21 protein-coding genes are annotated in these 23,429 nt (G+C 38.8%); 6 read left to right on the top strand and 15 right to left on the bottom strand.

Annotation, left to right across the window (positions count from 1 at the left end; all coding sequences use genetic code 11):
* Positions 1-26 precede the first annotated feature (26 nt).
* The 3 genes from B5X70_RS06560 to B5X70_RS06550 form a co-directional block, all read right to left on the bottom strand.
* Positions 27-1,181 (bottom strand): efflux RND transporter periplasmic adaptor subunit, encoded by a 1,155-nt coding sequence (locus tag B5X70_RS06560; RefSeq protein WP_079557100.1) that lies wholly within the window; start codon positions 1,179-1,181, stop codon positions 27-29.
* 31 nt (positions 1,182-1,212) lie between these two features.
* Entirely contained in the window at positions 1,213-2,580 is a 1,368-nt protein-coding gene (locus tag B5X70_RS06555; protein ID WP_079557099.1) for a TolC family protein, read from the bottom strand.
* A gap of 136 nt (positions 2,581-2,716) precedes the next feature.
* Entirely contained in the window at positions 2,717-3,436 is a 720-nt protein-coding gene (locus B5X70_RS06550) for a DNA alkylation repair protein (protein WP_079557098.1), read from the bottom strand.
* A gap of 256 nt (positions 3,437-3,692) precedes the next feature.
* Here B5X70_RS06550 and B5X70_RS06545 point away from each other — a divergent pair, with 256 nt between their 5' ends.
* A complete protein-coding gene (locus tag B5X70_RS06545) occupies positions 3,693-4,667 on the top strand; it encodes a hypothetical protein (protein ID WP_143255038.1) in 975 nt (324 codons plus the stop codon).
* Here B5X70_RS06545 and B5X70_RS06540 read toward each other — a convergent pair.
* The 4 genes from B5X70_RS06540 to B5X70_RS06525 form a co-directional block, all read right to left on the bottom strand.
* Entirely contained in the window at positions 4,664-5,191 is a 528-nt protein-coding gene (locus tag B5X70_RS06540; RefSeq protein WP_079557096.1) for a periplasmic heavy metal sensor, read from the bottom strand. The two genes, B5X70_RS06545 and B5X70_RS06540, sit on opposite strands and share 4 nt — an antisense overlap.
* Positions 5,181-5,600: a hypothetical protein gene (locus B5X70_RS06535; protein ID WP_143255037.1), complete on the bottom strand. Its 420-nt coding sequence runs from the start codon at positions 5,598-5,600 to the stop codon at positions 5,181-5,183. Before B5X70_RS06535 ends, B5X70_RS06540 begins: the two co-directional genes overlap by 11 nt.
* 93 nt (positions 5,601-5,693) lie before the next feature.
* Positions 5,694-6,305 carry an RNA polymerase sigma factor gene (locus tag B5X70_RS06530; protein ID WP_079557094.1) on the bottom strand — a complete coding sequence of 204 codons (612 nt, stop codon included), beginning with the start codon at positions 6,303-6,305 and terminating at the stop codon, positions 5,694-5,696.
* Positions 6,306-6,386: 81 nt separating this feature from the next.
* A complete protein-coding gene (locus B5X70_RS06525; RefSeq protein WP_079557093.1) occupies positions 6,387-6,752 on the bottom strand; it encodes a hypothetical protein in 366 nt (121 codons plus the stop codon).
* A gap of 166 nt (positions 6,753-6,918) precedes the next feature.
* Here B5X70_RS06525 and B5X70_RS06520 point away from each other — a divergent pair, with 166 nt between their 5' ends.
* On the top strand, positions 6,919-8,202 hold the full coding sequence (locus B5X70_RS06520; protein ID WP_198314242.1) for an O-acetylhomoserine aminocarboxypropyltransferase/cysteine synthase family protein: 1,284 nt from the start codon (positions 6,919-6,921) through the stop codon (positions 8,200-8,202).
* Positions 8,203-8,222: 20 nt separating this feature from the next.
* Here the strand turns inward: B5X70_RS06520 and atpG are convergent, their stop codons facing one another.
* The 8 genes from atpG to B5X70_RS06475 form a co-directional block, all read right to left on the bottom strand.
* A complete protein-coding gene (atpG, locus tag B5X70_RS06515) occupies positions 8,223-9,104 on the bottom strand; it encodes an ATP synthase F1 subunit gamma (RefSeq protein ID WP_079557091.1) in 882 nt (293 codons plus the stop codon).
* A gap of 13 nt (positions 9,105-9,117) precedes the next feature.
* On the bottom strand, positions 9,118-10,710 hold the full coding sequence (gene atpA / locus B5X70_RS06510) for a F0F1 ATP synthase subunit alpha (RefSeq protein ID WP_079557090.1): 1,593 nt from the start codon (positions 10,708-10,710) through the stop codon (positions 9,118-9,120).
* Entirely contained in the window at positions 10,710-11,264 is a 555-nt protein-coding gene (gene atpH / locus B5X70_RS06505; protein WP_079557089.1) for an ATP synthase F1 subunit delta, read from the bottom strand. The genes atpA and atpH overlap by 1 nt, the downstream gene beginning before the upstream one ends.
* Before the next feature lie 73 nt (positions 11,265-11,337).
* Complete coding sequence (gene atpF / locus B5X70_RS06500; protein ID WP_079557088.1) at positions 11,338-11,832, bottom strand: F0F1 ATP synthase subunit B; 495 nt, start codon at positions 11,830-11,832, stop codon at positions 11,338-11,340.
* 31 nt (positions 11,833-11,863) lie between these two features.
* Positions 11,864-12,070, bottom strand: a complete 207-nt coding sequence (locus B5X70_RS06495) for an ATP synthase F0 subunit C (RefSeq protein ID WP_079557087.1) — start codon at positions 12,068-12,070, stop codon at positions 11,864-11,866.
* 20 nt (positions 12,071-12,090) lie between these two features.
* Positions 12,091-13,167 carry a F0F1 ATP synthase subunit A gene (gene atpB, locus B5X70_RS06490; protein WP_079557086.1) on the bottom strand — a complete coding sequence of 359 codons (1,077 nt, stop codon included), beginning with the start codon at positions 13,165-13,167 and terminating at the stop codon, positions 12,091-12,093.
* A gap of 667 nt (positions 13,168-13,834) precedes the next feature.
* On the bottom strand, positions 13,835-14,224 hold the full coding sequence (locus tag B5X70_RS06480; RefSeq protein ID WP_079557084.1) for a bactofilin family protein: 390 nt from the start codon (positions 14,222-14,224) through the stop codon (positions 13,835-13,837).
* A gap of 100 nt (positions 14,225-14,324) precedes the next feature.
* Positions 14,325-15,779 carry an adenylate/guanylate cyclase domain-containing protein gene (locus tag B5X70_RS06475; RefSeq protein WP_079557126.1) on the bottom strand — a complete coding sequence of 485 codons (1,455 nt, stop codon included), beginning with the start codon at positions 15,777-15,779 and terminating at the stop codon, positions 14,325-14,327.
* An 847-nt stretch (positions 15,780-16,626) separates the two neighbouring features.
* On the opposite strand from B5X70_RS06475, the gene B5X70_RS06470 reads away from it, so the two are divergent.
* From B5X70_RS06470 to B5X70_RS06455, 4 genes are all read left to right on the top strand, one after another.
* Entirely contained in the window at positions 16,627-17,463 is an 837-nt protein-coding gene (locus B5X70_RS06470) for a universal stress protein (RefSeq protein WP_079557083.1), read from the top strand.
* A gap of 134 nt (positions 17,464-17,597) precedes the next feature.
* The gene (rdgB, locus tag B5X70_RS06465; protein ID WP_079557082.1) at positions 17,598-18,173 is read left to right on the top strand and encodes an RdgB/HAM1 family non-canonical purine NTP pyrophosphatase; all 576 of its coding nucleotides are present in this window, start codon (positions 17,598-17,600) and stop codon (positions 18,171-18,173) included.
* 105 nt (positions 18,174-18,278) lie between these two features.
* A complete protein-coding gene (gene porZ, locus B5X70_RS06460; protein WP_157666485.1) occupies positions 18,279-20,675 on the top strand; it encodes a type IX secretion system anionic LPS delivery protein PorZ in 2,397 nt (798 codons plus the stop codon).
* Between the two features lie 16 nt (positions 20,676-20,691).
* Positions 20,692-23,418 (top strand): DUF3352 domain-containing protein, encoded by a 2,727-nt coding sequence (locus B5X70_RS06455; protein WP_088328589.1) that lies wholly within the window; start codon positions 20,692-20,694, stop codon positions 23,416-23,418.
* Positions 23,419-23,429 lie beyond the last annotated feature (11 nt).

Below are 23,429 nucleotides of genomic sequence, written 5' to 3'. Positions count from 1 at the left end.
ATTAATAGTTAAGATTTCAGTAATCCTTAATTATTTACATTTAAAAGTGTTCCGTCCACCACCAAAGCAAATCCTTCGGTAATAACTTTATCACCCGGATAAAGACCCGACTCCACAACTGTATTGTTATTATGGTTGAGTCCGGTGGTTATGTATCGCTTACGCGATACATAATTTCCATTTTCCTCTTCAGCAATGAATAGAAACTGGCCTGTAAAATCCTGCTTTATTAAAATAGAAGGAACAACTAATGCCTCGGAGTTCCGGTAAGTTCTAAGTTGCAAAACTGCCATCAGGTTAGGTTTAATCCTGTTTCCGGGGTTATCCATTTCTACTCTGATTCGAAAAGTTCTGCTGTCCGGGTCAATAACCGATGATGTCCTGTTGATGGTTTCTGTTCTGGTCGTACCCAAAACAGGGAATCTTACCGAAACAGAATCACCACTTCTGACCGATGTCAAATGACGTTCAGCTACATCTGCAGTAACATATAGCTGCTCCACATTAACCACTCTGGCAAAAGGAACCGAAGGTCCGGCCATCTCGCCCTGCTTCTGTATCACCTCATCCACCACTCCGTTAACTGGAGATGTTACAACTGCCATTGCCCGCTGAGCCTGTAACCCTTCAAGTCTTCTTTCCAGCGACTCCTTGTTGGATTTTGCCTGAAGATACTGAACTTCACTACCAATATTCTGATTCCAAAGCTTTGCCTGGCGTTCATACATGGTGTTGGCTAAATCGAGATTTACCTCCATCTCCTGAATGGAACGGTCAAGAGCATCTGTATTGAGTCTCGCCATGATGTCACCTTTGCGAACGTAATCACCTTCTTTCACCAGGATATCAACGATATTTCCGGCTGCTTCGGGACGTACAATCAGGTTGCGGTCAGACTGAACACGCCCCATTACCTCTATAAAATGTTCGAAAACAGTTTCAGACAATTCGTTTAATCCAACATTGACCCTGGAACGGTCGGAGTTGTTATCCAACTCATATTCAAGCTGAGCAATTTTTTGACGCAATTCATCCACCTGAGCTCTGTACTCAGCCAACTGATTCCGTTTGTCCTGCTCTTCATCAGCAACTCTTGCTCCACATCCGTGCAGCACCAATATAATGCTGACAACTACTATCCTTATAATATTTTTTGCCATTGTTTCTCTGTATATCATCATTGGGAACGATTGTTTTTTTAATCTCTGATTATCATAACTGGCCAGTTGCCTTTAATAAGGCGATGTGCGCATTCATTAAATTTACTGCCGATTGAACATAGTTCATCTGCGCCTGTATATATTGAGTTTGTTGTTGTGTATATTCAGAACTTGATGAAATACCATGTGTGAATTTCACTCTCGTCTTTTCCAGAATATCTAACGCAAGTCGCCTGTTTTCAATGCTGTAAAGATACTGTTCATAACTGTTTCGCATAGTAGCACGAGCTGTTACATAATTGCTTTGCAAATTATGTAAGGTCATTTCGCGTTCGTTGATGCTCTGTTTATAGCTTAGTTTTTGTTGCTGAACCCTTGCATGGCGCATCCCCGAAGTAAATAGCGGGACAGAAAGTTGAACACCTACAAACTGTGCCCGATACCAATCCTGAGTAAACACGTTCCAATCGTTGGAGAATCCTATTTTCTGAAAATTATAAAAAGCACTGATGCGCGGTAAATACTGAGCTCGTTCATTTTTCAGGTATAACCTTTGACTCTCCTCGTTGGTCATTGCCAACTGATAATCGACGTGGTGGTCGGGGACAAATAGATCATCAGGAATGCCGCCTGATATGATTCTTTGCGAAAGGTAGGTAAGAGAATCGCTTAAACGCATCTCTGCATGCTTATCGTACCCCATAGTAAACTTAAGAACCGACATGGCAACCTCCTTATTTCGCTTTACCTCCATCAGTTGCTTACGGGAATTATTCACCAGCAACTCCATTTGGCTTACATCCAAAGACTCAACAAATCCAGCCTCGAACATGGATTGCGTCTCAAGCAGAAGTTTCTCATTGGCCTCAAGCAGCCCGGAAAAAGCTTCCTGGTTTTCACGCGCACTTAAAACCAAAAAATAAGCCTGAGCCACACTATTTCGGATTTCAATATCTGTTTTGCGTTGTTGCTGCTCGGTAAACTCCAGAAAAACTCTTGTTGCCTGAACGCCTACAAAGTAAGAGCCATCGAAAATAAGTTGGGTTACACCAACGCCATAGCTTGCATCATAAGGTGTTCCAAATGAAACAGGTATCATATCTCCGGGTCCAGCACCCGATGGCCAGTTTTCTTGCGGAAAAAACTCGACAGGCAATAATGTTTTGGCCATATCAATGGAGTGGTTGTATTGTCCGGTTAATTCCACCTGTGGTAAACCATCGGCAATGGTTTCCCAAATTCTTCGCCTTGCCGATTCAACATCGAAATTTGAACTGATTTTTTGGTAGGCGTTTTTCGAAGCAAATTCTAAAGCCTCCTCAAGTGAAAACTGAGGTTCATCAGCAAAAACATGTGAATTGAATACAACAAAACTTGCCAGCATTAAAACCAGCAATAAACAGCACTTTTTCAACAACATAAAAATAAGTTTCAGTTTGATTGATGTACAATTTCGGTCTCTCTTCTGCACAAAAATATCCCTTGCAGCAGCTTCATACAAGAAGTTTTCGACCAACGGCTACTATTTCAGGATAAATAACGAAATCGTGATTTCGTTATTTCCCTTTCTTTGTCCGTCTAAACCTTAATCGCTCCTCTTTCTCCATCTTTTCACAAGCATATTGAAATATGAGGCGGGGTGCAGTCTCCTTCCATTTTAACAGGAACAATTCAACTTCAATTGGGTTTAGCTTCCATGCCTCCCGCAAGAACCATCCCATTCCCTGATGCACCTCTCTTTCTGCATCAGTCATCAGTGGTTCAACAAATTGCACAAGCTTTTCAACACCTACCATTTTTAAAGATTTAATTAAAGTGACCGGAACACAACGACGCTGAAACTTATATTCGGAATAAAGCCACGGTTTAAAATCCTCAATGGCAATGATGTTGTTCTTTAAAAATTTTGGTAGCAGATACATTCCCAAAGTATCCGCATGTGCCCAATTGGTTATGCCAATTGAGAACCAGCTGCCAATAATGTGAAAAACTTCAGGAGTAAATTTCTTTTCAAACCTATCAACAATGAGAAATCCAAAAGAGGTCTCTTCATACATACCACTTTCCATTAAAACAGGAACAGCCTTTAAGGCTGTTTCTATTCCTGATTCCAAACTAGGTGAAAGTTCTTTTACCTTATCGGTGATTTGAATAGAAGTAAGTCCATAACCATCATACCCGCCTTTAAAGTAGCGTTGATATTTTTGAAGATTTTGTGGATTTGAGTGTTCATGGCAATAAGCACGAACCTCATCAACCAGTTGATTTGAGTTCATTGTTAAGGAATTTAATTGATGGGTAAATAGTAGAGATAAATAGCGATGATAAAATTACAACAATATATCACACTGAATACTAATATCATAAAAGATTCGTTATATTTATATTAATTATTATCATACAAAAATTCGTTTTCTTTTATAAATCCATTGAATAGAAAGCAAAGTATCATCAGAAAAGATTGTCTAAACATCTCTTCTTTAACTCCTTTCTTCTCGCCAATTGCGGATATGGATTTTTTTGCGGAAAGCCATGAATGGAAAACAGGCCATCTTTGTAATTTTAATTATAACAGCTTTGATTCCCGCGGAGCTGGAGGCACAAGTATGGCCATTCCGACGACGAAGTCAGGCTGAAAGAGCTACCCGCGACCTGGAAAGAAGACAACGAGAAACCGGACAGCAAACCAACTTTTTTAATCCGCTGCAACCTTTTGGCTCCAGAAGAAATAACGATCGCGATGACCACATCTGGAATCCGGAAACGGCTTATCTTTCGATTCCTAAAACGGGAAACGTCAGTATCACCAACCCTTCACGCTTAGGAATCAATTCCAAATATGAACTGCAATCACATTTAGGTGCTTCTTATTGGGTTCCCAACCTCATGATTAAACGAAGAATTCATGCCGGAGAATTATATTGGGCTACCAGGCATGGGATTTATGTCCCCACTCCGGGATTAAACTGGGCGCAAAATAAGCGATATCACTCATATGTTGACACAACTTCAACAATTCCTCATATTGTTGCCATCAGGAATGAATTAATTGTTAGTAAGCCATTTATGGATGATGTAAGTTGTGTTCAGGGAATTCCATGGCTAATCATAACCGCCGGATTATCTGCTGATTATGGCTTATCTCTCGAAAGCAATGACCTCTCGGCCATAGATGAACATATTATTGGAAGCAGAAGTGCGCCTTTAACAGGAAAGGGTCTCCTGATAATAGCCCGGTTGCGTGCCGATGCACGCCTCAACGATTTTACTTTTATCGAAGGAGGTTTCAGATACTTCAACAGCAAGCATCACAACAATGGATTTGAGCATCATGCTGCATTAAACTACTTTGCTGCAAAGAATTTTTCTATATCCCCTGGATATTTGCTTTCCATCGGTAATTTTGGCTCTTCTAAAGTAAAAATATATCCTTCACTGGATTTGACCTGGTACTTTGGTCAAAAAAGCCGTCGTGGAGGTAGAATTTTTGAAGGTTCAAGGTTCTAATTGCCTCTTCTGCCAAATCTGTTTCTGCCTTCACCTCTTCCCTGTCCCTCTCTGCCACGTCGAAATCCGGGTCGTTCATGCATATTGGAAAACAATACCGCAAGTTTTTCGGTCTGCCTTTCATCACAAATGTCTCTAATTGATAAAAAATGGTCAATGGAAAGCTGCTTTATCTCTCCCTGAATTTTACCCACTTGTAATGCAAGCTCAGATAATCGCGAGGTATCCGGTGCTGATTTAGAAAACTCCTCAACAATAAGAGATTCAAATTCGTTCATGGATATCATCAAATCTCTTAAATCTGTCCGATATCGAATCTCCATCTCCCGGAATTTTTCTCTCTGCACATCATCAAATTCAAGAATTCGGGCAATTCCGAAAAAGCCCCTTCCGGGTATGCTGTCAAAAGCCAGTTCAGAAACTACTGGTTCAGGACTTTCTCCTTTAATAAATCGAAAACCCACCCAACCCGATAAAAATGCCAGTATTAAAACCAGCGCATATATTAAATATTTACTCCTCATCTGTAGATAACTTTAACCAGTTGTTTTCAATCTCCATTCCAGCATTTCCGGCAAAGAAATACTCGGATAAAACAGAATCCGCATCAGTTGGTGATTGGCGGTAATCCATAAAAAGTGCTAAGTTGAATCCTGCAATTAAAGCTAACGAAACAGCCGCAATTTGCCATGCTTTTTGAATTGATATATGAACTTCCAAAGCCTTTTTATCCAGTTCAGCCATAATTCGTGTAGATAAAAACGGTGATACCGTTTTTTTAGCATCATCTGCAATGAAATGATACAATTCATCTGCTCTACTGGCCAATTCCATGCATTTTGGGCATTGGCTCTTATGTTCCAGAAACTCAACTCCGGGATTTGCACCGGATTTTAGCTTCGCCAATTGTATTTCAAATTCAACGCAGTTCATATATTTGTTATTATTATATGCTATAAACATCTTTTCATTAAACCCTTAGCCAAAAATGATTTTGCCCTTTCAGTGCGACTTTGGGTTTGCCTTTTATCCATAGGGCTCTGCCCTATGTTGCTGATAACGCCCCGTTGGGGCTATATTAGAATTCATTTTCTCTTTAATTACCTTCTGCATCTTGACTCTTGCTCTGAACAGCAGGCTCTCTACAGCTTTTTCGGTGATTTCCAGAATCTCTGCTGTTTCCTTATTGCTAAGTTCTCTGTATTGACTGAGAATAAAAACCTTACGTTGCATCAGAGTCAACTCTTTCAGGGCTGTTCGGAGCATCCTTCGTTGTTCCTCTCTTTCTGTTGCGGAATCTGCCGGTTCGGACACTCCAAACGATTCCTTCGATTGATTACCGGAGTCCAGAAAGAGAAGCCTTTTAACCTTCTGCTTTCGCAGAAAATTCACGCATGTATTAACAGAGATGCGATACAGCCATGTGGAAAAAGCCGCTTGAAACCTAAAAGATTCAATCTTTTGGTATGCTTTTATAAAGATTTCCTGAGTTAGGTCTTCAGCATCTGTTTCATTCTGTAAAAAACCGATACATGTTTGAAACAGTTTTTGCTGATACCTCATTACCAGATGCCGGTACGCTTCCTTGTCTCCCTTTTTAACTTTTTCAACAATGATGGCATCGGTATTCTCTGTCATGACTTATTAACTGATAAATATTTCTACCTGACTCCAAAAGATAATCTGATGCAGAATAATCCGCATCAGACTAACATAAATTTATTCAGATTCCGGTTTTGGATTACAGTTTGGCCCGGAGCCATCACGAGAACCTCTCCGCTCTCCACGACGGGAGCCGGTTCCATCCAACCTGCGCTCTCCGCGACCCTTTCCGTCACGCAATCCTTGTCCACGACCTTGCCTACGTCCAGTTCCATCTTTTACACCCTGACCTTCACCACTGCCGGGACCCAATCCTTTACCCGGGCGCTTACCATCATAATTATCGCACACACTGTCACCGGTGGTATCCACAAAACCGGTTCGTGGTTTTTCCTTAGTTTCTGCTTCCTGAGCAGAAACGGTTGCATTCACAACAAATAATAATGCTGCTGCTGTCATCAAAGTTAATACTAATTTCTTCATAATTAAAGTTTTAATTGTTTACATAAAAGAAGATTTTCTCAATCTTCATTCTGACTTTATCTTTTAGACACCACTTTTATAAAAACCATTCGCAGAAAAATGATTTTTTTTAAAATTATCATAGCTTTATTGTCTGAATTGACCATATCTAACAATTAAAAACCACATGATGTCAAAATTACGCTTCGAAACCCTCCAGTTACATGCCGGACAGGAGATTGACCCAACCACCCTGTCGCGAGCCGTACCCATTTATCAAACCTCATCCTACCTTTTTAAGGATGCAGAACATGCAGCAAATCTTTTTGGCCTTAAAGAATTTGGAAATATTTACACACGCATCATGAATCCAACCACCGACGTTTTTGAAAAACGAATGGCGGCTCTGGAAGGCGGTGTAGCAGCATTGGCTGTTTCGTCGGGACAGGCAGCACAGTTTCTGGCCATTACCAATCTGGCCGAAGCCGGCGACAACATCGTTTCAACATCATATTTATACGGCGGTACTTTCAATCAGTTTAAAGTTCAGTTTAAACGAATCGGCATTCAAGTAAAATTCGTTCAAAGCGATGACCCAAAAGATTTTGAAGCTGCTATAGACGACAATACCAAGGCTCTTTATGTTGAAACCATTGGAAATCCGCGCTTTAACATCCCGGACTTTGAGGAATTAGGCAATGTTGCAAAGCGACATGGGATTCCACTCATCGTTGACAACACCTTTGGTGCCGGTGGTTACTTATTTCGACCATTGGAACATGGGGCAAATATTGTTGTGGAATCGGCCACCAAATGGATTGGCGGGCATGGAACCAGTATTGGCGGTGTAATCGTAGATGGGGGTAACTTTGATTGGGGCAACGGAAAATTTCCCATGTTTATTGAACCCTCAGAAGGTTATCATGGCATGAAATTCTGGGAAACCTTTGGAAACATAGCCTTTATTATCAGAGCACGGGTAGAGGGGTTAAGGGATTACGGACCGGCACTCAGTCCGTTCAATGCTTTTATGCTGATACAGGGTTTGGAAACCCTGTCACTTCGTGTTGAGCGCCACGTGCAAAACGCCATGCATTTGGCACTTTGGCTTGAGAATCATCCGCAGGTAGAGTATGTGAATTACCCCGGATTAAAGAATAGTCCCTATCATACCATGGCAACCAAATATCTGAAAAACGGATACGGTGGAATGTTATCCTTCAAAATAAAAGGGGATGTAAACACGGCCGACAAGTTTATTAATAATCTGGAACTGGTTAGTCATCTTGCCAATGTTGGCGATGCCAAAACACTCATAATTCATCCGGCTTCAACAACTCATGAGCAATTAACTGCTGAAGAGAGAAAGGCTGCCGGAGTAGAAAACGGTTTGTTGAGAGTATCAGTTGGAATAGAACACATTGAAGACATTAAGTCTGATTTCGAACTGGCATTTTCAAAAGTGAAATAGAAAGAAACGGGTAGCATTGGCTACCCGTTTTTTAATGCTTCTGCACCGCCTGTAATTTCCACAATCTGGTTAGTAATAGCAGTTTGGCGGGCTTTATTATAACTCAGCTGAAGGTCTTTTATCAGTTCCGTAGCGTTGTCTGTAGCTTTGTGCATGGAAGTCATTCTGGCTCCATGTTCAGATGCCAAGGACTCCAAGAAAACCTGAAATAACATGGTTTGCAACATTTTTGGAACCAAACTCCTGATTATGCTTGCCGCATCCGGTTCCAAAATATATTCAGTTAACAACTCATTTGATTCAGCTACCGGCACTGAAAATGGGAGGTATTGCTGAACCTGAACTTCCTGGTAAGCAGCATTAATAAACTCATTATAAACCAGCACCACCTGTTTAAATCCTCCCTCCTTAAAATCAAGCATCAGTTGGTTAGCCAACACTGCAGCCGACTCATATGATGGATTTTGCAGTAATTCATGATGAAAAAAATCCCGGCGAATATCACGTACCTTAAACATTTTATCTAACTGATTACCCATGATCCCAATCTTCACCTTTCCTAATTTATAATCACGGGCATAGCGATCGGAGATTAGATTTTGAACCTCCTTAACAACATTAATGTTAAAACCGCCGCACAATCCTCTGTTAGAAGCAATGGCCAAAATAAGAATGTTATCCCCTGTTCCGGGTTCAGAATAGTCCATGGGATGATCTTTAGGCAGCGTGGCAGCCAGATCATGAATTATTGCTGCAAGACGGCTGGTATAAGGTCGGATGTGTGAAATATCATCCTGAGCCTTTTTCAAACGAGCCGCCGAAACCATTTTCATGGCACTCGTAACCTGTCGGGTCGTTTTAACCGAATTAATTCTTGTGCGTATGTCCTTTAAGTTAGCCATCTATTCGGAACCTTTAGGACGGGTTTTCCAGAACCCGGTATTTTACACTTAAGTCTTCAGCTACATCTTTCAGAAGTTCTGTCACATCATCGTCAAGATTGCCTTCGGCAATTTGCTTTAAAACCGTTGAATGTCTTAATTCGAGATTTTCAATGAAATCTTTCTCAAACTCCAAAATCTTATCCATGGGAACGTCACGCAATAGGCCACGTGTTCCACAAAAAATCAGGGCAATCTGGTGTTCTACCCTCATGGGCTTATACTGCGGTTGTTTAAGCAACTCCACATTTTTTCTTCCTTTATCCAGAACAGCCATGGTAGCCGGATCCAAGTCAGAGCCAAATTTTGAAAAAGCTTCCAGTTCCCTGTATTGAGCCTGATCGAGTTTCAGCGTACCTGCCACTTTTTTCATGGATTTAATTTGTGCATTCCCTCCTACCCGGGACACGGAAATACCCACGTTAATAGCTGGTCGTATTCCAGAGTTGAACAATCCGGTTTCAAGAAATATCTGACCATCGGTAATTGAGATAACATTGGTCGGGATATATGCAGACACGTCACCGGCTTGTGTTTCAATAATTGGCAAAGCGGTTAACGAGCCTCCGCCTTTTACTAAATGAGCGATGGACGGTGGAAGATCGTTCATTTTAGAAACAATATCTTTAGATTCGATAAGTTTTGCTGCACGTTCCAGTAAGCGCGAGTGTAGGTAAAAAACATCTCCGGGGAAGGCCTCACGTCCCGGGGGCCGCCTTAACAAAAGAGATACTTCCCTGTATGAAACAGCCTGTTTTGATAAGTCGTCAAAAACAATAAGAGCATGGCGGCCGGTATCTCTGAAAAACTCTCCAATTGCCGTACCGGTAAATGGCGCATAAAACTGCATCGCTGCAGGATCGGAAGCAGTAGCCATAACAACTACAGTATAATCCATGGCGCCATGTTGCTCCAATGTTCGAACAATTTGTGCCACCGTACTACCCTTTTGGCCTATGGCTACATAAACGCAATAAACTGGTTCTCCCCTTTCGAAAAATACCCGCTGATTGATGATGGTATCAATGGCAATGGCTGTTTTTCCAGTTTGGCGGTCACCGATAATTAATTCCCTTTGTCCCCGTCCAATGGGAGTCATTGAATCAATGGCTTTTAATCCGGTTTGTAAAGGCTCTTTTACGGGCTGACGATAAATTACTTCCGGGGCTTTTCGTTCCAAAGGCATTTCATACAGTTCACCTCTGATTTCTCCTTTACCATCGATTGGCTCTCCAAGAGAGTTTACCACCCGACCGGCCATTCCATCGCCAACTCTTACTGATGCGATACGGCCGGTACGGCGAACTACGTCTCCTTCACGAACCAAATGGGAAGCACCAAAAAGTACAATCCCCACATTATCTTGCTCAAGGTTTAGAACCACACCCATGCATTTATCAAGCTCAACCAATTCATTTGATTTCACATTGGTTAAACCAAAAACACGTGCAATTCCGTCACCCACCTGGAGCACGGTACCTACTTCTTCGAGTTGCGAGGCAGCCTGAAATCCTTCTATCTGCTTTCGCAGAAGGGCTGAAACCTCTGAAGGTTTTATTTGTTCCATTAGCTGAACTTCAAATTAGTCAACAATTTCTTTTTCAAAGATCGCAGCTGACCTGATACACTGCCATCTACCATTCGTCCGTCTACCATTAGAATCAGTCCTCCTATGATATCTTCATTTACACGACACTCAAGCTCTGCCACACAGTCCATTTGTCGTCCAATTGTTTCATTGATTTCCCTGAACATGCTTTCAGGTATAGGAAGTGCTGTAATAACTGTTACTGTTTTTATTCCTTTATACAGACGGTACTGATTAATAAAATTTCTCAGTATATTCTCGAGCAGGGTTTCACGGTGATTTTGAATGATGATCTCAACAAATCGCAGGGTATATTCATGGATTTGTTTCCCAAAGATACTTTTAAAAACCTGAAATTTCTTACCTGGTTTAATTAAACTATTTTTGAGAAATATTGCCAGATCGGCTGACTCCTTTATCATGTTTTTTAAATATGAGCAATCGATATAAATGCTGTCCAATAACAAGGCATCCTCTTTTCCCAGAAGGAAAAGTGAATTTGCATATCTTGCTGATATTAAGCTAACATTCATGCTTCAGAACTCTATATTAAAAAACTACTATGAATCTCAATCCCGTATTAAAACTTATAACGAATACCGATTCTTAATTAAAATTGACGTGATCTAAATACTCACGAATCACACTTTGTTGTCTCTCTTCGCTAACAAGTTCCTGTTTAAGTATCTTTTCCGCTATTTCAAGAGATATAAGGCTTATTTGTTGCCGGATTTCAGATAATGACTCCTGACGTTCTCTTTCGATTAGCTCACGAGACTGCTGAATGATTTTTTCAGCCTCCCTTGTAGCCGATGCCTTCGCTTCATTGATGATTTCCTCCCGGGTTCCCCTGGTTTCACGCATCATTTTTTCTCGTTCCAGACGAGTTGATTCAATCATCTGTCTGCGAGTCTCCGAAAGTTTAGCAACCTCATCTTTTGCCTGGGCTGCATCCTTAAGAGAAAATTCGATGTATTCTTCCCGAACTTTCAAAGCACGCAAAATTGGCTTCCATGCGTATCTCCGCAAAAGAAACATTAAGATAAGAAACGACGTTGTTGTCCAGAAAATTAATCCGGGATCCGGTGTTAATAAACCCATGACAAATCTTTTTGGTTAAACTCTGCTAAACTTAACTTAACCATGCAACAACAATGGCGAAAAGGGTAGCTCCTTCTATTAAAGCGGCTACAACGATCATTGCAGTCTGAATTTTTGAACTAATTTCCGGTTGACGGGACATCGCCTCCATGGCAGATTGAGCAATGCGACTGATACCAAATGCCGCGGCAAAAATAATCAACGCGAGTCCGAATACAGTAGAATTAAAATGTTCCATGATAAAAAAGTTTAGTTTGTTTAATGTTCTTCGTTAACTGCCATCCCTATAAAAAGAGATGTTAATAATGTAAATATATATGCTTGCAATATAGCCACAAGAAATTCCAGTGAAATCATGATCAATGACAATAAAATTGTCATTGGTGCCACCGCAAACGACCGGATAATAAAAATCATGGCTGTTATAGCCAGAATGATGATATGACCGGCAGTTATATTGGCAAACAAACGGAGCATCAAACCAAATGGCTTGGTAAATATCCCGACAATCTCCACAGGTATCAGAAATATTTTCGCTATAAAAGGAACTCCGGGGGCAATGAGAAGATGTTTCCAATAATGCTTTGATCCAAAAACATTAATAGCGAGGAATGAAATTACAGCCAGAGTCATGGTAAATGAAATATTACCTGAAAGGTTGGCGCTTCCCGGGAAAAAGGGAATAAGACCAACCAAATTATTTATCCAGATAAAAAAGAACAATGTAAGCAAATAGGGGGTGAATTTATCCGCCTTTTCCTTATCGATTTGAGCTCTGATTATATCATCGCGAACAAATAAAATAATTGGTTCAACCAGTAACTGGATTCCCTTTGGTACAGCCAATCCTCCGCGCTTGCTATATCGTTTAGCGGCAGCACCAAATATCCAGAAAATAATAAGGCAACCAACAAAGAGGCTGAAAACATTCTTTGTAATGGAAAAACTTAATGGCTTCGAATTAGCTATTGTTCCGTTTTCGTTATAAAGTATTGTTCCGTCAGGGTCTGTATAATATATCTTTTCATGATACAACCTTAAAAAGGTGTCGCCAAACGGCACCACTGGATCAGGCTGCCTGAACGTCCATGACATGAAAAAATGAAGGCTTTTATTATGCCATAAAATAACTGGTAAAGGGAAATTGATATCAACTTTTTCGCCTTGAGCATTTGTGTATGATAGGATGTGAAAATCGTGTGCATCTTCAATGTGGTGCATAATCATGTAGGCAGGATCAAAAGGTTCATCCTCCTTATTTGATTCAGCTGCTTTGGTTTCCATGTAATGGAAACCAAAAATGAAAAGCACACAGATGGTTGATATCAGCTTCATTTAAAAAAATATCAAAAATTACAGAAAAACCTACCTGTCTTAACCGCTAACTTTTGGGAAACAACCACTTAATCTTCCAAAACGTATCAAATCCCAAAAAAGTAAGATAAGAAACTACACCGACTTTTGCCACTATACGATGATTTGTCTCTTCGGGTTCAAGAAAAATGAATAAAATGAGTAAAAGAATTATCTGACAGAAAAAAGTAATGCCTGTAAATCCCAGAGCGACCCATGATTTATTACTGTCAATCAAACGTTTAACAAACAGGGTAGAAATAACAAACAATAAAAACAATAAAACTGAAAAATAAACCCACTTTGTAAAAATATCAACTTCGAGATGTCGAAAAACAAATAATCCTGCAAAAAAAACAACTAAACTTAAGATTATTTCTTTTAAAATGATTGAACGCATAAATTTGACTGATTAGATTAAACCTGTTGCACATAAAATAAAAGTCGGTAAAGAATCAGTTGTTGGTCACAATCAAAGCCTTTACCGCTTTATAAATTTATGAAAAAAGCCAATAAGAAAAAATCTTATTGGCTATAATTATATCAAATATGATTTAGAATGTTCCAATTAACAGTTTATTGAACATAGGTATCTCCAGAAAAGACTCTCAGAGATTAAGCCATAAATAAGCTGCCTTTGCAACAAAGGCTATTTCTTTTCTTCCTTAGCAGGCGACGGATTAATGTTAGATCCTCCCATAGCGCAGGTTCCTGAGAATAATGCGCCGGGTTCAATTGAGAGTTTGCCTGATTTAATGTCACCATTGACTTTACAGGTTGCCTTTAACGAGAGAAGCTCTAATACAGACATTTTTCCATTAAGAGTTCCGGAAACTTCTGCGTTGTTACAGGAAATTTCACCTTTTACAAACCCATTATTCCCAATAACAACCTTTCCCTTTGAGTCAATATTGCCTTCAATATTTCCATCAATTCGGATGTCTCCATTGGTCTCAATATTTCCAACAATCTTTGTTCCTGGTCCAATCATATTGGGAAGTTTACTTTCAGTGTCGTAGCTTTTCATCTTCTTGCTCATTAAAAATAAGTGTTTAAAATATCTATTCACGAACAGCAATTTCTGCTCATTTTTCCCTCATGCAGGGTAAAGATAACAATTGTGAAATAAATACGGCCATTTATTGTCGGCTTAATGGTAAAATCTGTTTAAGCTTTGTTAATTGTTTATCCTTATTTACCTGACGCATATTGCGGGCAGTTTCAGTATAATAACGATGTTTCGAAATAAAATCAAACTGTTTCTTATTCCATTCCTGAATGCTCATACGACCATTATACCGATTCAATTCTTTAAAAAGATTTTCTGAGAGATTCAGAAAATCAGTTCTTCCGAGGTAATCTAAGTCTGCATCTTTCATTATTGACTCCAGTTTATTGGCTGGCTTTGTTTTGGGACGGGTCACGTTTATCAGCTGAATGATTTTTTCAATTTGGTCGGGATTATAATCAAACCGAGGAAGAATGTCATTACATAGTTCGATGCTGATCTGCTCGTGATTCTCATATGTTATCAGGAATCCTGTATCATGCATTAAAGCTGCAGTCTTCAGCAGTAATAATTCTTCTTCTGAAACACCCTCTCCCCTGCCAATGATCTCTACCTGTGTTACAACATCAATGGTATGTTTAACGTTATGATAACAAATATCAACTGGTAGTTCATTCTCGAGTCTTTCCAGTATCGCTTCTTCCAGATCAATAAAACGAATGTGCTGCAGTCTGACTTTAAAAAGTTCATTTGGTTGGTTTCGCTTATTTTCTTCCGCTAACTCAGGTACAATTCCTTTGACAAAATACATATCAATCTCTCCCTTATATTTTATTGGCATCTTCCCTCTGTATTCACAAACAAAAAAATCTTTTACCAACTGGTAAGTTACTCCTGTAACATTAATTTCACCGGCAATACCAGAAGATTCCATCCTACTGGCAATGTTGACGGTATCACCCCAAATATCGGGAGCTGTTTTGTTTCGACCTACCCGACCTGAAATCACCGGTCCTGTATGAATTCCGATTCTAAGCTCCCAAAAATCCTGATGTTCTAAAATTTTTTTTGACCTGAGACTCACCATATGGTTTTGAATCTCTAATGCCACAAGGATCATTCTCAGAGCATGTATCCGATTTTTCTCTGGGATACCTCCGGCCGCCATGTATGCGTCTCCTATGGTTTTAATCTTTTCAACTCCATGTTTTTCAACAATGGAGTCAAACTTTATAAAAAAATCATCCAGTTCATCAATGAGCAAATCAGGATTGAGATGCTCTACTATTTTTGTAAACCCCTGAATATCGGCAAATAAAACAGTAACGCTTTTGTATTTTACTGATTTAACTTTTGTTCCGTCTTTTGTATGTGCTACCGATTCGGAATCAAAACCGGTTCGGATTTGCATTGCCTTTTCCTTTACTTTTAACGCTTTTTCGACCCGAATATTGACTAAATACTCAATTTTTTTTTGTACTTGTCGACGAATGTATGTGTATAAAACATATGCAAATAAAAGGAACAAAAAAATCAGGGTCAAGTTTGAAATGTTAAAACTCAACATGGCCTTTAAAAAAGCCATATATGTAATTTCAGGAAAATCTATATAAAAGGTATCAATCATCGTAATTACATGTAAACAATAGCAACGATTTAGCTTGCAACAATAAAATCATAGTAAGTAGTTAGGCACATAAAAGACTATTTCAACACTCCCCAGAAATAACACGTAATACCTGGCAGTTAAAAAAATGACTTCTCACAAAAATTAAGTTTCTGTAAAAATAATAGCGACTAGAGCAATGCTTACCTATAAATTATTCCTTCAATAAAGTTCAGGATAAACATGCCTTACATTGTAAATATAACAAGAAACTGATTAAATTCACATTAAAATTGACAAAGCTACATTTCTTTGTTGTAAACAGCCCAAATAGATCATACTGTCAATATAGTAACATTGAAAAATTATGATGAAACGAGCTTTGTTGCTAAAAATTCATGATGAAATTTGAACTTTTTATCAAAATCGGGCAACCGAATTAAAAAATGTACGTAACCAACAGTACAACATTTCTGAAAGATACGGACTTTAGCTGATGTTATATAAATGCTGGAAACAGAACCAATAGATCGTTAGACTTTTCCCGAGACATTCGGGACTAGATCTTAGATGCAAGTAAGTTTTTTATTATCAGCTGATTGAACAGCACGACTGTAAATTCATAAACGCTTGATATTCTAGTATATATAAAAAAGATTAGCGAACTATTAAAAAAAATACATATCTAAAAATGCTATGCATTTCTATGATAATATCTGTCAGGTAAATATTCGTAAATAAAATAATTTAATTAAAAAGTGTTTTAAATATTATCAAATGTGCTATATTTATTTCGCAAAAAATAACCTCTGAACTAAATTATCATATGGAAACCCTTAATCATAGCATCATAGTACCGTACGATTTCACGGAAGTCGCTATGAATGCTGTTGCACATGCAGTTATACTATCTAAACAATTGGATACCGGTATCACACTTTTGCACATTGTAAAAAAAGATACCGAGATAAAAGAAATGGAGCAGCAACTTGCAAGTGATGCTCTTCGGATAAACGAGCTGCATAATATCAAGCCAAATACGCTTGTAAGAGAAGGTTCTATTTTTAAAACAATAAACCAGGTTGCTCATGAACTTGATGCTACACTTATTGTTATGGGAACCCATGGCATGAAAGGGCTTCAAAAGCTCACCGGCTCCTGGGCATTAAAGGTTATTGTTGGCTCAAAAATACCATTCCTTGTAATTCAGGACGCACCAAAACTAAGCGAAGATCAACTTAAACTGGTTTTTCCTGTTGATTTCAAATCTGAAAATAAAGAAAAACTGAAGTGGGTTCAATTTATGAATAAGCATTTTCCAGCAAAAACATTGCTTTTTTCATCAACATCCAAGGAAGGTGTAGTTGAACCAAGAACCAAAGCAAACCTGGTTTTCTGTAAATCATTCTTAGAGGAAAAAAAGATTGATTACGAGTTGGTTCTATCAAAAAATGCAGCTTCATTCAGTCAGGAAACCATCGATTTTGCCAAAAGCAGAAATGCTGACATCATTATTATCATGACTACCAGAGATATTGCATTCCATGATTATGTTTTAGGCGCACAGGAGCAATATATGATAGCTAATTCCGCGAAAATTCCTGTTATGGTTATTAACCCCAGAACAGACCTAATGAAATATGGGTACGGAAATTTCGGATGAAAATAAAAACCAAATTAAAAAAGCCCTCTCTGAAATCATTTTATCAGGAAGGGCTTTTTTTCGTCTCGTTAGCAAGATAATAAACAATAATTAATCAACTATTGACGTTAATATTTTCTATATACCTTAAACACATGCAATTCATCTTCGCCACTCATAATCAACACAAATTAACAGAAATATCCCAATTGCTATGTAATAAGATTGACCTTCTAAGTTTAAATGATGTTGGTCACACTTCTGAAATTGAGGAATACGGTAAAGATTTACTTGAAAATGCCTTAATTAAAGCAAGAACAATTTATAACCTTTACGGCAAAAACACTTTTGCAGATGATACCGGACTAGAAATTGATGCGCTAGACGGTCAACCAGGAGTATATTCGGCAAGATTTGCAGGCGAAGAAAAAGATGCAAATGCCAACATGAACAAAGTTCTGAAATTAATGCATAATATTGAAAACAGAAAGGCACGATTCAGAACCATCATTGCGCTCATTGTGGATGGCAATGAACATATATTTGAAGGGATTGTAAATGGAACAGTTTTACGAGAACCCAAAGGGAATAAAGGTTTTGGATATGATCCCATTTTTCAACCAGACGATAAATTGATTTCATTTGCAGAAATGGATGCAGAAGAAAAGAACAGGATCAGCCACAGAGGGAAAGCCATTGAAAAACTCACAGAGTTTTTCAATAACATGTAATGAGTTCAATATTTCAATGCGAAGCTATAAATCATTAAATTTGGCGTAATAAAAAAATACTTGATGTATCTGCCTCCCAACCCTTCAAAAACAAAAAAATTAAGAATGAACAGGTTCATAATAATATTCTTTCTGCTCCTAACTAATAACTTAGTGGCCAGTGATAACAATCAACTGCGCATAGGAGAATGGCGAACACATTTCGCATACAATAATAGTCATCATGTTATATCAACTCCAAACCAAATAATTGGTGCAACCTCTCTGGGCTTAATTGTTATTGAAAAATCTGATTTTTCAGTGAATACATTAAACAGAGTAAATGGACTATCAGATTATGGTATTTCAGCACTATACTATTACACTGAAAGAAATTTGATTTTAGTTGGTTACGAAAATGGAAACATTGATATTATTGCCAACAATAATGTCATAAACATTAACGACCTAAGGCTAAAGGTAATGGATGGCAACAAAGCCATCAATCATTTTATTGCTGATGGGAATAGACTTTATTGTGCCACAAATTTCGGCATTTTGGTCATCAATCTAAACAGGTATGAAATCGAATCGACCTACTATATTGGTGATAATGCTTCCAATATTCAGGTGAATCAAATTGCTATTGATCAGGAATATTTATATGCTGCCACAGCGGAAGGAATTCGAAGGGCGCGACTGGATGCACCGGATATACACATTTACACATCCTGGGAGGTATATTATTCGTCTTCAGCCACATACTCAGCAATAGCCAATCATGCCGGTAGAATATTTGCTGCAAGAGGGAATAAGGGAGAGACCGTTAGCATCGAGTATTTTGAAAATAATCAGACTCATACTCTGACATCTGCTTCGAATTTTCAAAACATCAAATCTACTCCAAATGGCCTTTTGGTAATTAACTCAGGTAATATAAGACTATACAACAACGAATTACAATCCAATCTCAATATTTCAGAGCTAACTATAGGCGGGTCACAAATAACACCACAATTCAGAGATGCAGTAATTGTTGGGACAAACGAAATATGGATATCAGATAACAATAATGGTCTGGTTGCAAGACCACTGAGCGAAGCCGTTTGGTCAAATTTTCTGCCACAAGGACCACTTACAAACAGAGCACACAGAATTAAAATGGCTGCAGAAAATCTCTGGGTGGTTCCTGGTGGACTAACTGCATTTTGGAATAATACCAATACTCCGGCATCAGCATCCATATATACCCCTAATGGGTGGACCTACATGAGCCGAGACAATACTCCTTCTTTTAACACCAGAAGAGACCTATTGACAATTACCCCCAAACCCGGTAATCCAAACCACTTATTTCTAAGTTCTTGGGGAGATGGTATATTTGAAGTGGAAAAGGAAAATAACCATTTTGTGGTAAAGAACAGGTTTGGTTCTTCGGAAAATGGAATGGCAAGTGCAATTCCTGGCAACGAAAGGTTCGTGAGGATTGCAGCTACAGCTATTGATAGAAATAACGTACTATGGGCAACAAATAGTGAAGTTGAAAATGGATTAATAGCATATTTTCCTGAAACAGACTCCTGGATGCGATACAATTATGAGACACTTGCGATGAATCAGGGAATGGCTCCAATGATTGCGACATCATGGGGACACAAATGGTTAAGTGTTTTTAGAGGCAGATCAAAAGGAATCTTTGTTTGGGATGATAATAATACCCCACTAAATCAAAGTGATGATCGTTACAGGGGAGCCATACGTCCATCTGCAGAAAACGACAGACGAAATGCAGGTCAGCTATTACTTTGGGATCAAAACGGAGAAGTCATTACAGATGCAATCTTTGATATTGCTGAAGATCAAAATGGCCACATATGGCTTGGGACTGATAAAGGGGTCGTAGTTCAATACCAGCCATTTTCCATATTCAATATTGAAAAACCCGTATTTACAAGAATATTAGTACCAAGACGAGATGGAACAAATAATGCTGATTTTCTTCTGGGTGATAAAATTGTAAGCGTGATTAAAGTGGATGGCGGTAATCGAAAATGGCTGGGAACCCAAGGTTCAGGAATTTTCCTTGTCTCACCTGATGGCAGCAGACAAATACATGCCTTCAATACAACTAACAGTCCTTTGCCATCTGATTATATCAACGATATTACCATAAACGAAAAAACTGGTGAGGTTTACATCGCTACCGGGGAAGGCATTGTTTCATTCAGAGGAACGGCCACAGGAGGAAGCTCAAATTATTCTAACATTTATGCATTCCCAAATCCCGTTAGGCCTGAATTTACCGGAGATATTACGATAACCGGACTGATGGCTCGAAGCAATATAAAAATTACAGATGTATCCGGCAAACTGGTTTTTGAAACGGTTTCTGTTGGAGGACAAGCATTCTGGAATGGAAGAAACCTTTGGGGGGAGCAGGTAAAATCAGGAGTATACCTGATTTTTGTTGCCTCCGAAGATGGAAGCCAATCAGGTGTCACGAAAGTTGCAATCATTAGATAAATTAAAATTTGATTATATGCTGAAAAAATACATTGCAATTACGTCTGTATTAGCATTAATAACAGTAATTGTGCTGGCATTTTTATATTTGCATAAATACCAACAATTTACAAACAACAGCCCAATACATGCAGTTCCGGTTGATGCAGCCATCATACTGCAAATCAATAATCCTCAACAATTAAAAAGAAACATTACAAGAAGCAACAGCTTCCTTAATGAATTAACCCCATTTGAAAGCTACAGGTATATCAAGAACATCATCAATTTTACAGATTCCTCTGAGATAATTACCAACTCTGTTCTTAATGATTACCTCAGCAGAACATTTATTCTGTCCATACACACTTTAAGCGATGACGCATCTACAGGTTGGCTAATCAACGCCCCGATAAAATCAAGAGCTGAACTAACCGAAATCAACCGGCTTATTTCATCAAGAAATTTAGTAAAAACCAACGAAAGCCATAAAGGATCACGATACTTTCATATTCTTAACAAAGACCATATCCCGATTTCCATTTATGCTTCTGTAAACAATGGATATCTAACACTTTCAGGATCAAAGGAACTCATCGAAAAATCAATTTCTCAGGTTCAATCCGGTAATTCTTTATTAGACAACCCGCAGTTCAGTCGCATTCAAAAAACTTCTTTAACATCAAATATTGCAAGTTGTTACATCAATTTTAAAACCCTTCCTGGCATAACTTCACAACTGTTCTCGGCACCAGCTCTAGAGCATTTTTCAGGTTGGAGTGAACTAAATATGGATATTCGAACCGATGCCATATATTTAAACGGATTCTCATTTGGGGATGAACCGGGTCATTTCACCAAATTATTCAGAGGAGTTGAGCCGGGAAAGTCTGAGATTGCTAATGTTTTGCCCGGAACAACGCGGTTTTTAACAAGCTATAATTTTAAATCGAAAGGACGATTTAAAGAGAATTTGATTGAATTTATTAGTAATCAACATACATCTGATAACTACGAAAGAAAAAATGCCGGTTTCAAAACCAGAAACAGGGATAGTTTTGAAGAACTGTTTTTTTCCTTTATAATGAATGAAGCAGCTTATATTCTTTCCGATCCGGATTTAAACAACAACTATTCGTCGTTTTTGGTGTTCAATACAACTGGACAGGTAAATGCCATGCAGGCACTGCGTGCACTCATGATCAATAGTGGCATGGATCCTGAGAAGCACCGGGAGATCATCCTGGATGATCAAACACGTTTTCAGGTGTATGAAACACCTGAAAAAGATATTATAAAAGATTTCTGGGGTCATTTTTTTCCTGATGTTCCAGCAAATTATTTCACCTTTTACAGAAATTACCTGATTTTTGGAGAATCAAGTGAATGCATCTCCCGTTTTCTCTACTCAAACATCCTGAATAAAACACTCTCAACACATCCATATTATTCGCCATTTACAGAAAGTTTTTCATACCAGGAGAATTTTTTCCTTTTTGCTGAGGTTCCCCATATCTTTAAAATGGCCGAAAGCCATTTTAACCGATCTGTAATTAATCCTACGCGTGAACAAACACAGGCACTTGAAAACTTCTATGGCCTGGGAATACAGCTATCATCGGCGAATGATCTTATTTACACATCGGTACATGGAAATTATGCTCCCCACAGGGATAAGGAGCCCAGAACAATTTGGCAAAGCAGGCTTGATTCAACCATCATCGGGAAACCGGCTCTGGTTGACAATCACAACACTGGAGAGAAAGAAATTCTTGTTCAGGATGCACATTACAACCTTTACCTCATCAATAATTTGGGACGTGTGTTGTGGAAAAGACCCCTGGATGGACCCATTATGGGAGATGTGATTCAGATTGATTATTACAAAAATAACAAACTCCAATATCTGTTTAATACGCCCAACAGGCTATGGTTGCTTGACAGGAACGGCAACCATGTTGCACGTTACCCTGTTAACTTTCCATCGAAAGCAACTAACCCCATTGCGGTGTTTGATTATGACAACAATAAAGAGTACCGTATTTTTGTTGCTCTCGAAGATCAAAGGGTTTATCTATATGATAAAACCGGTAACAGAGTTCCCGGCTGGAGCATGCCAGCTACGGAGGGAACTGTTTCAACACCTGTGCAGTATTTCAGAAATCTGGGACGCGATTACATTGTTTTCAGTGATCAATTCCGTAATTATATACTTGACAGAAGAGGTGACAACAGGGTAACCCCTTCTGCTAATTTTATCCGCAATTCCGGCTCACCATTTTATCTGGAGAGAGAGAACTCCAACAGGGCAGCATTAGTTACCACCACCATAAACGGAGAGCTTGCTAAAATAGCTTTACCGTCGGGAAATACGACTCTGGAAACACTTTTTGAGTCCCCGGGAAGTCATCATTTTACCCTTCTTTCGGCAAATTCGGCAAATCCAGAGTATTTATATGCCACAACCAACCAACTGATTGTTTTCAACCAATCAGGGAGTAAAGCAATGGAAGTGAACTTTGAAAATCTGATTCATCCACATGCTGATCTGTATAGATTTACTGCCACTGATATAAAATTTGGCGTGGTTGAACAAACTGGTGGGCATATTCATTTAATTAACCGGGACGGAACCCATTATCAGGGATTTCCTCTTCGTGGAATCAGCAGATTCAGCATAGGTTTTTTAAGGTCATCAGCTTATCGGTTTAACCTTATCACAGGCGGCGAACACAATTACCTGTATAATTACAGAGTAGAATAGCAAAATCGAAT

It is taken from the genome of Alkalitalea saponilacus (assembly GCF_900168165.1).
GTDB classification, from domain to species: Bacteria; Bacteroidota; Bacteroidia; order Bacteroidales; family Marinilabiliaceae; genus Natronoflexus; species Natronoflexus saponilacus.
The sequence above is the reverse complement of the archived record's forward strand: the minus strand, read 5'-3'. Positions and strand labels throughout refer to the sequence as shown.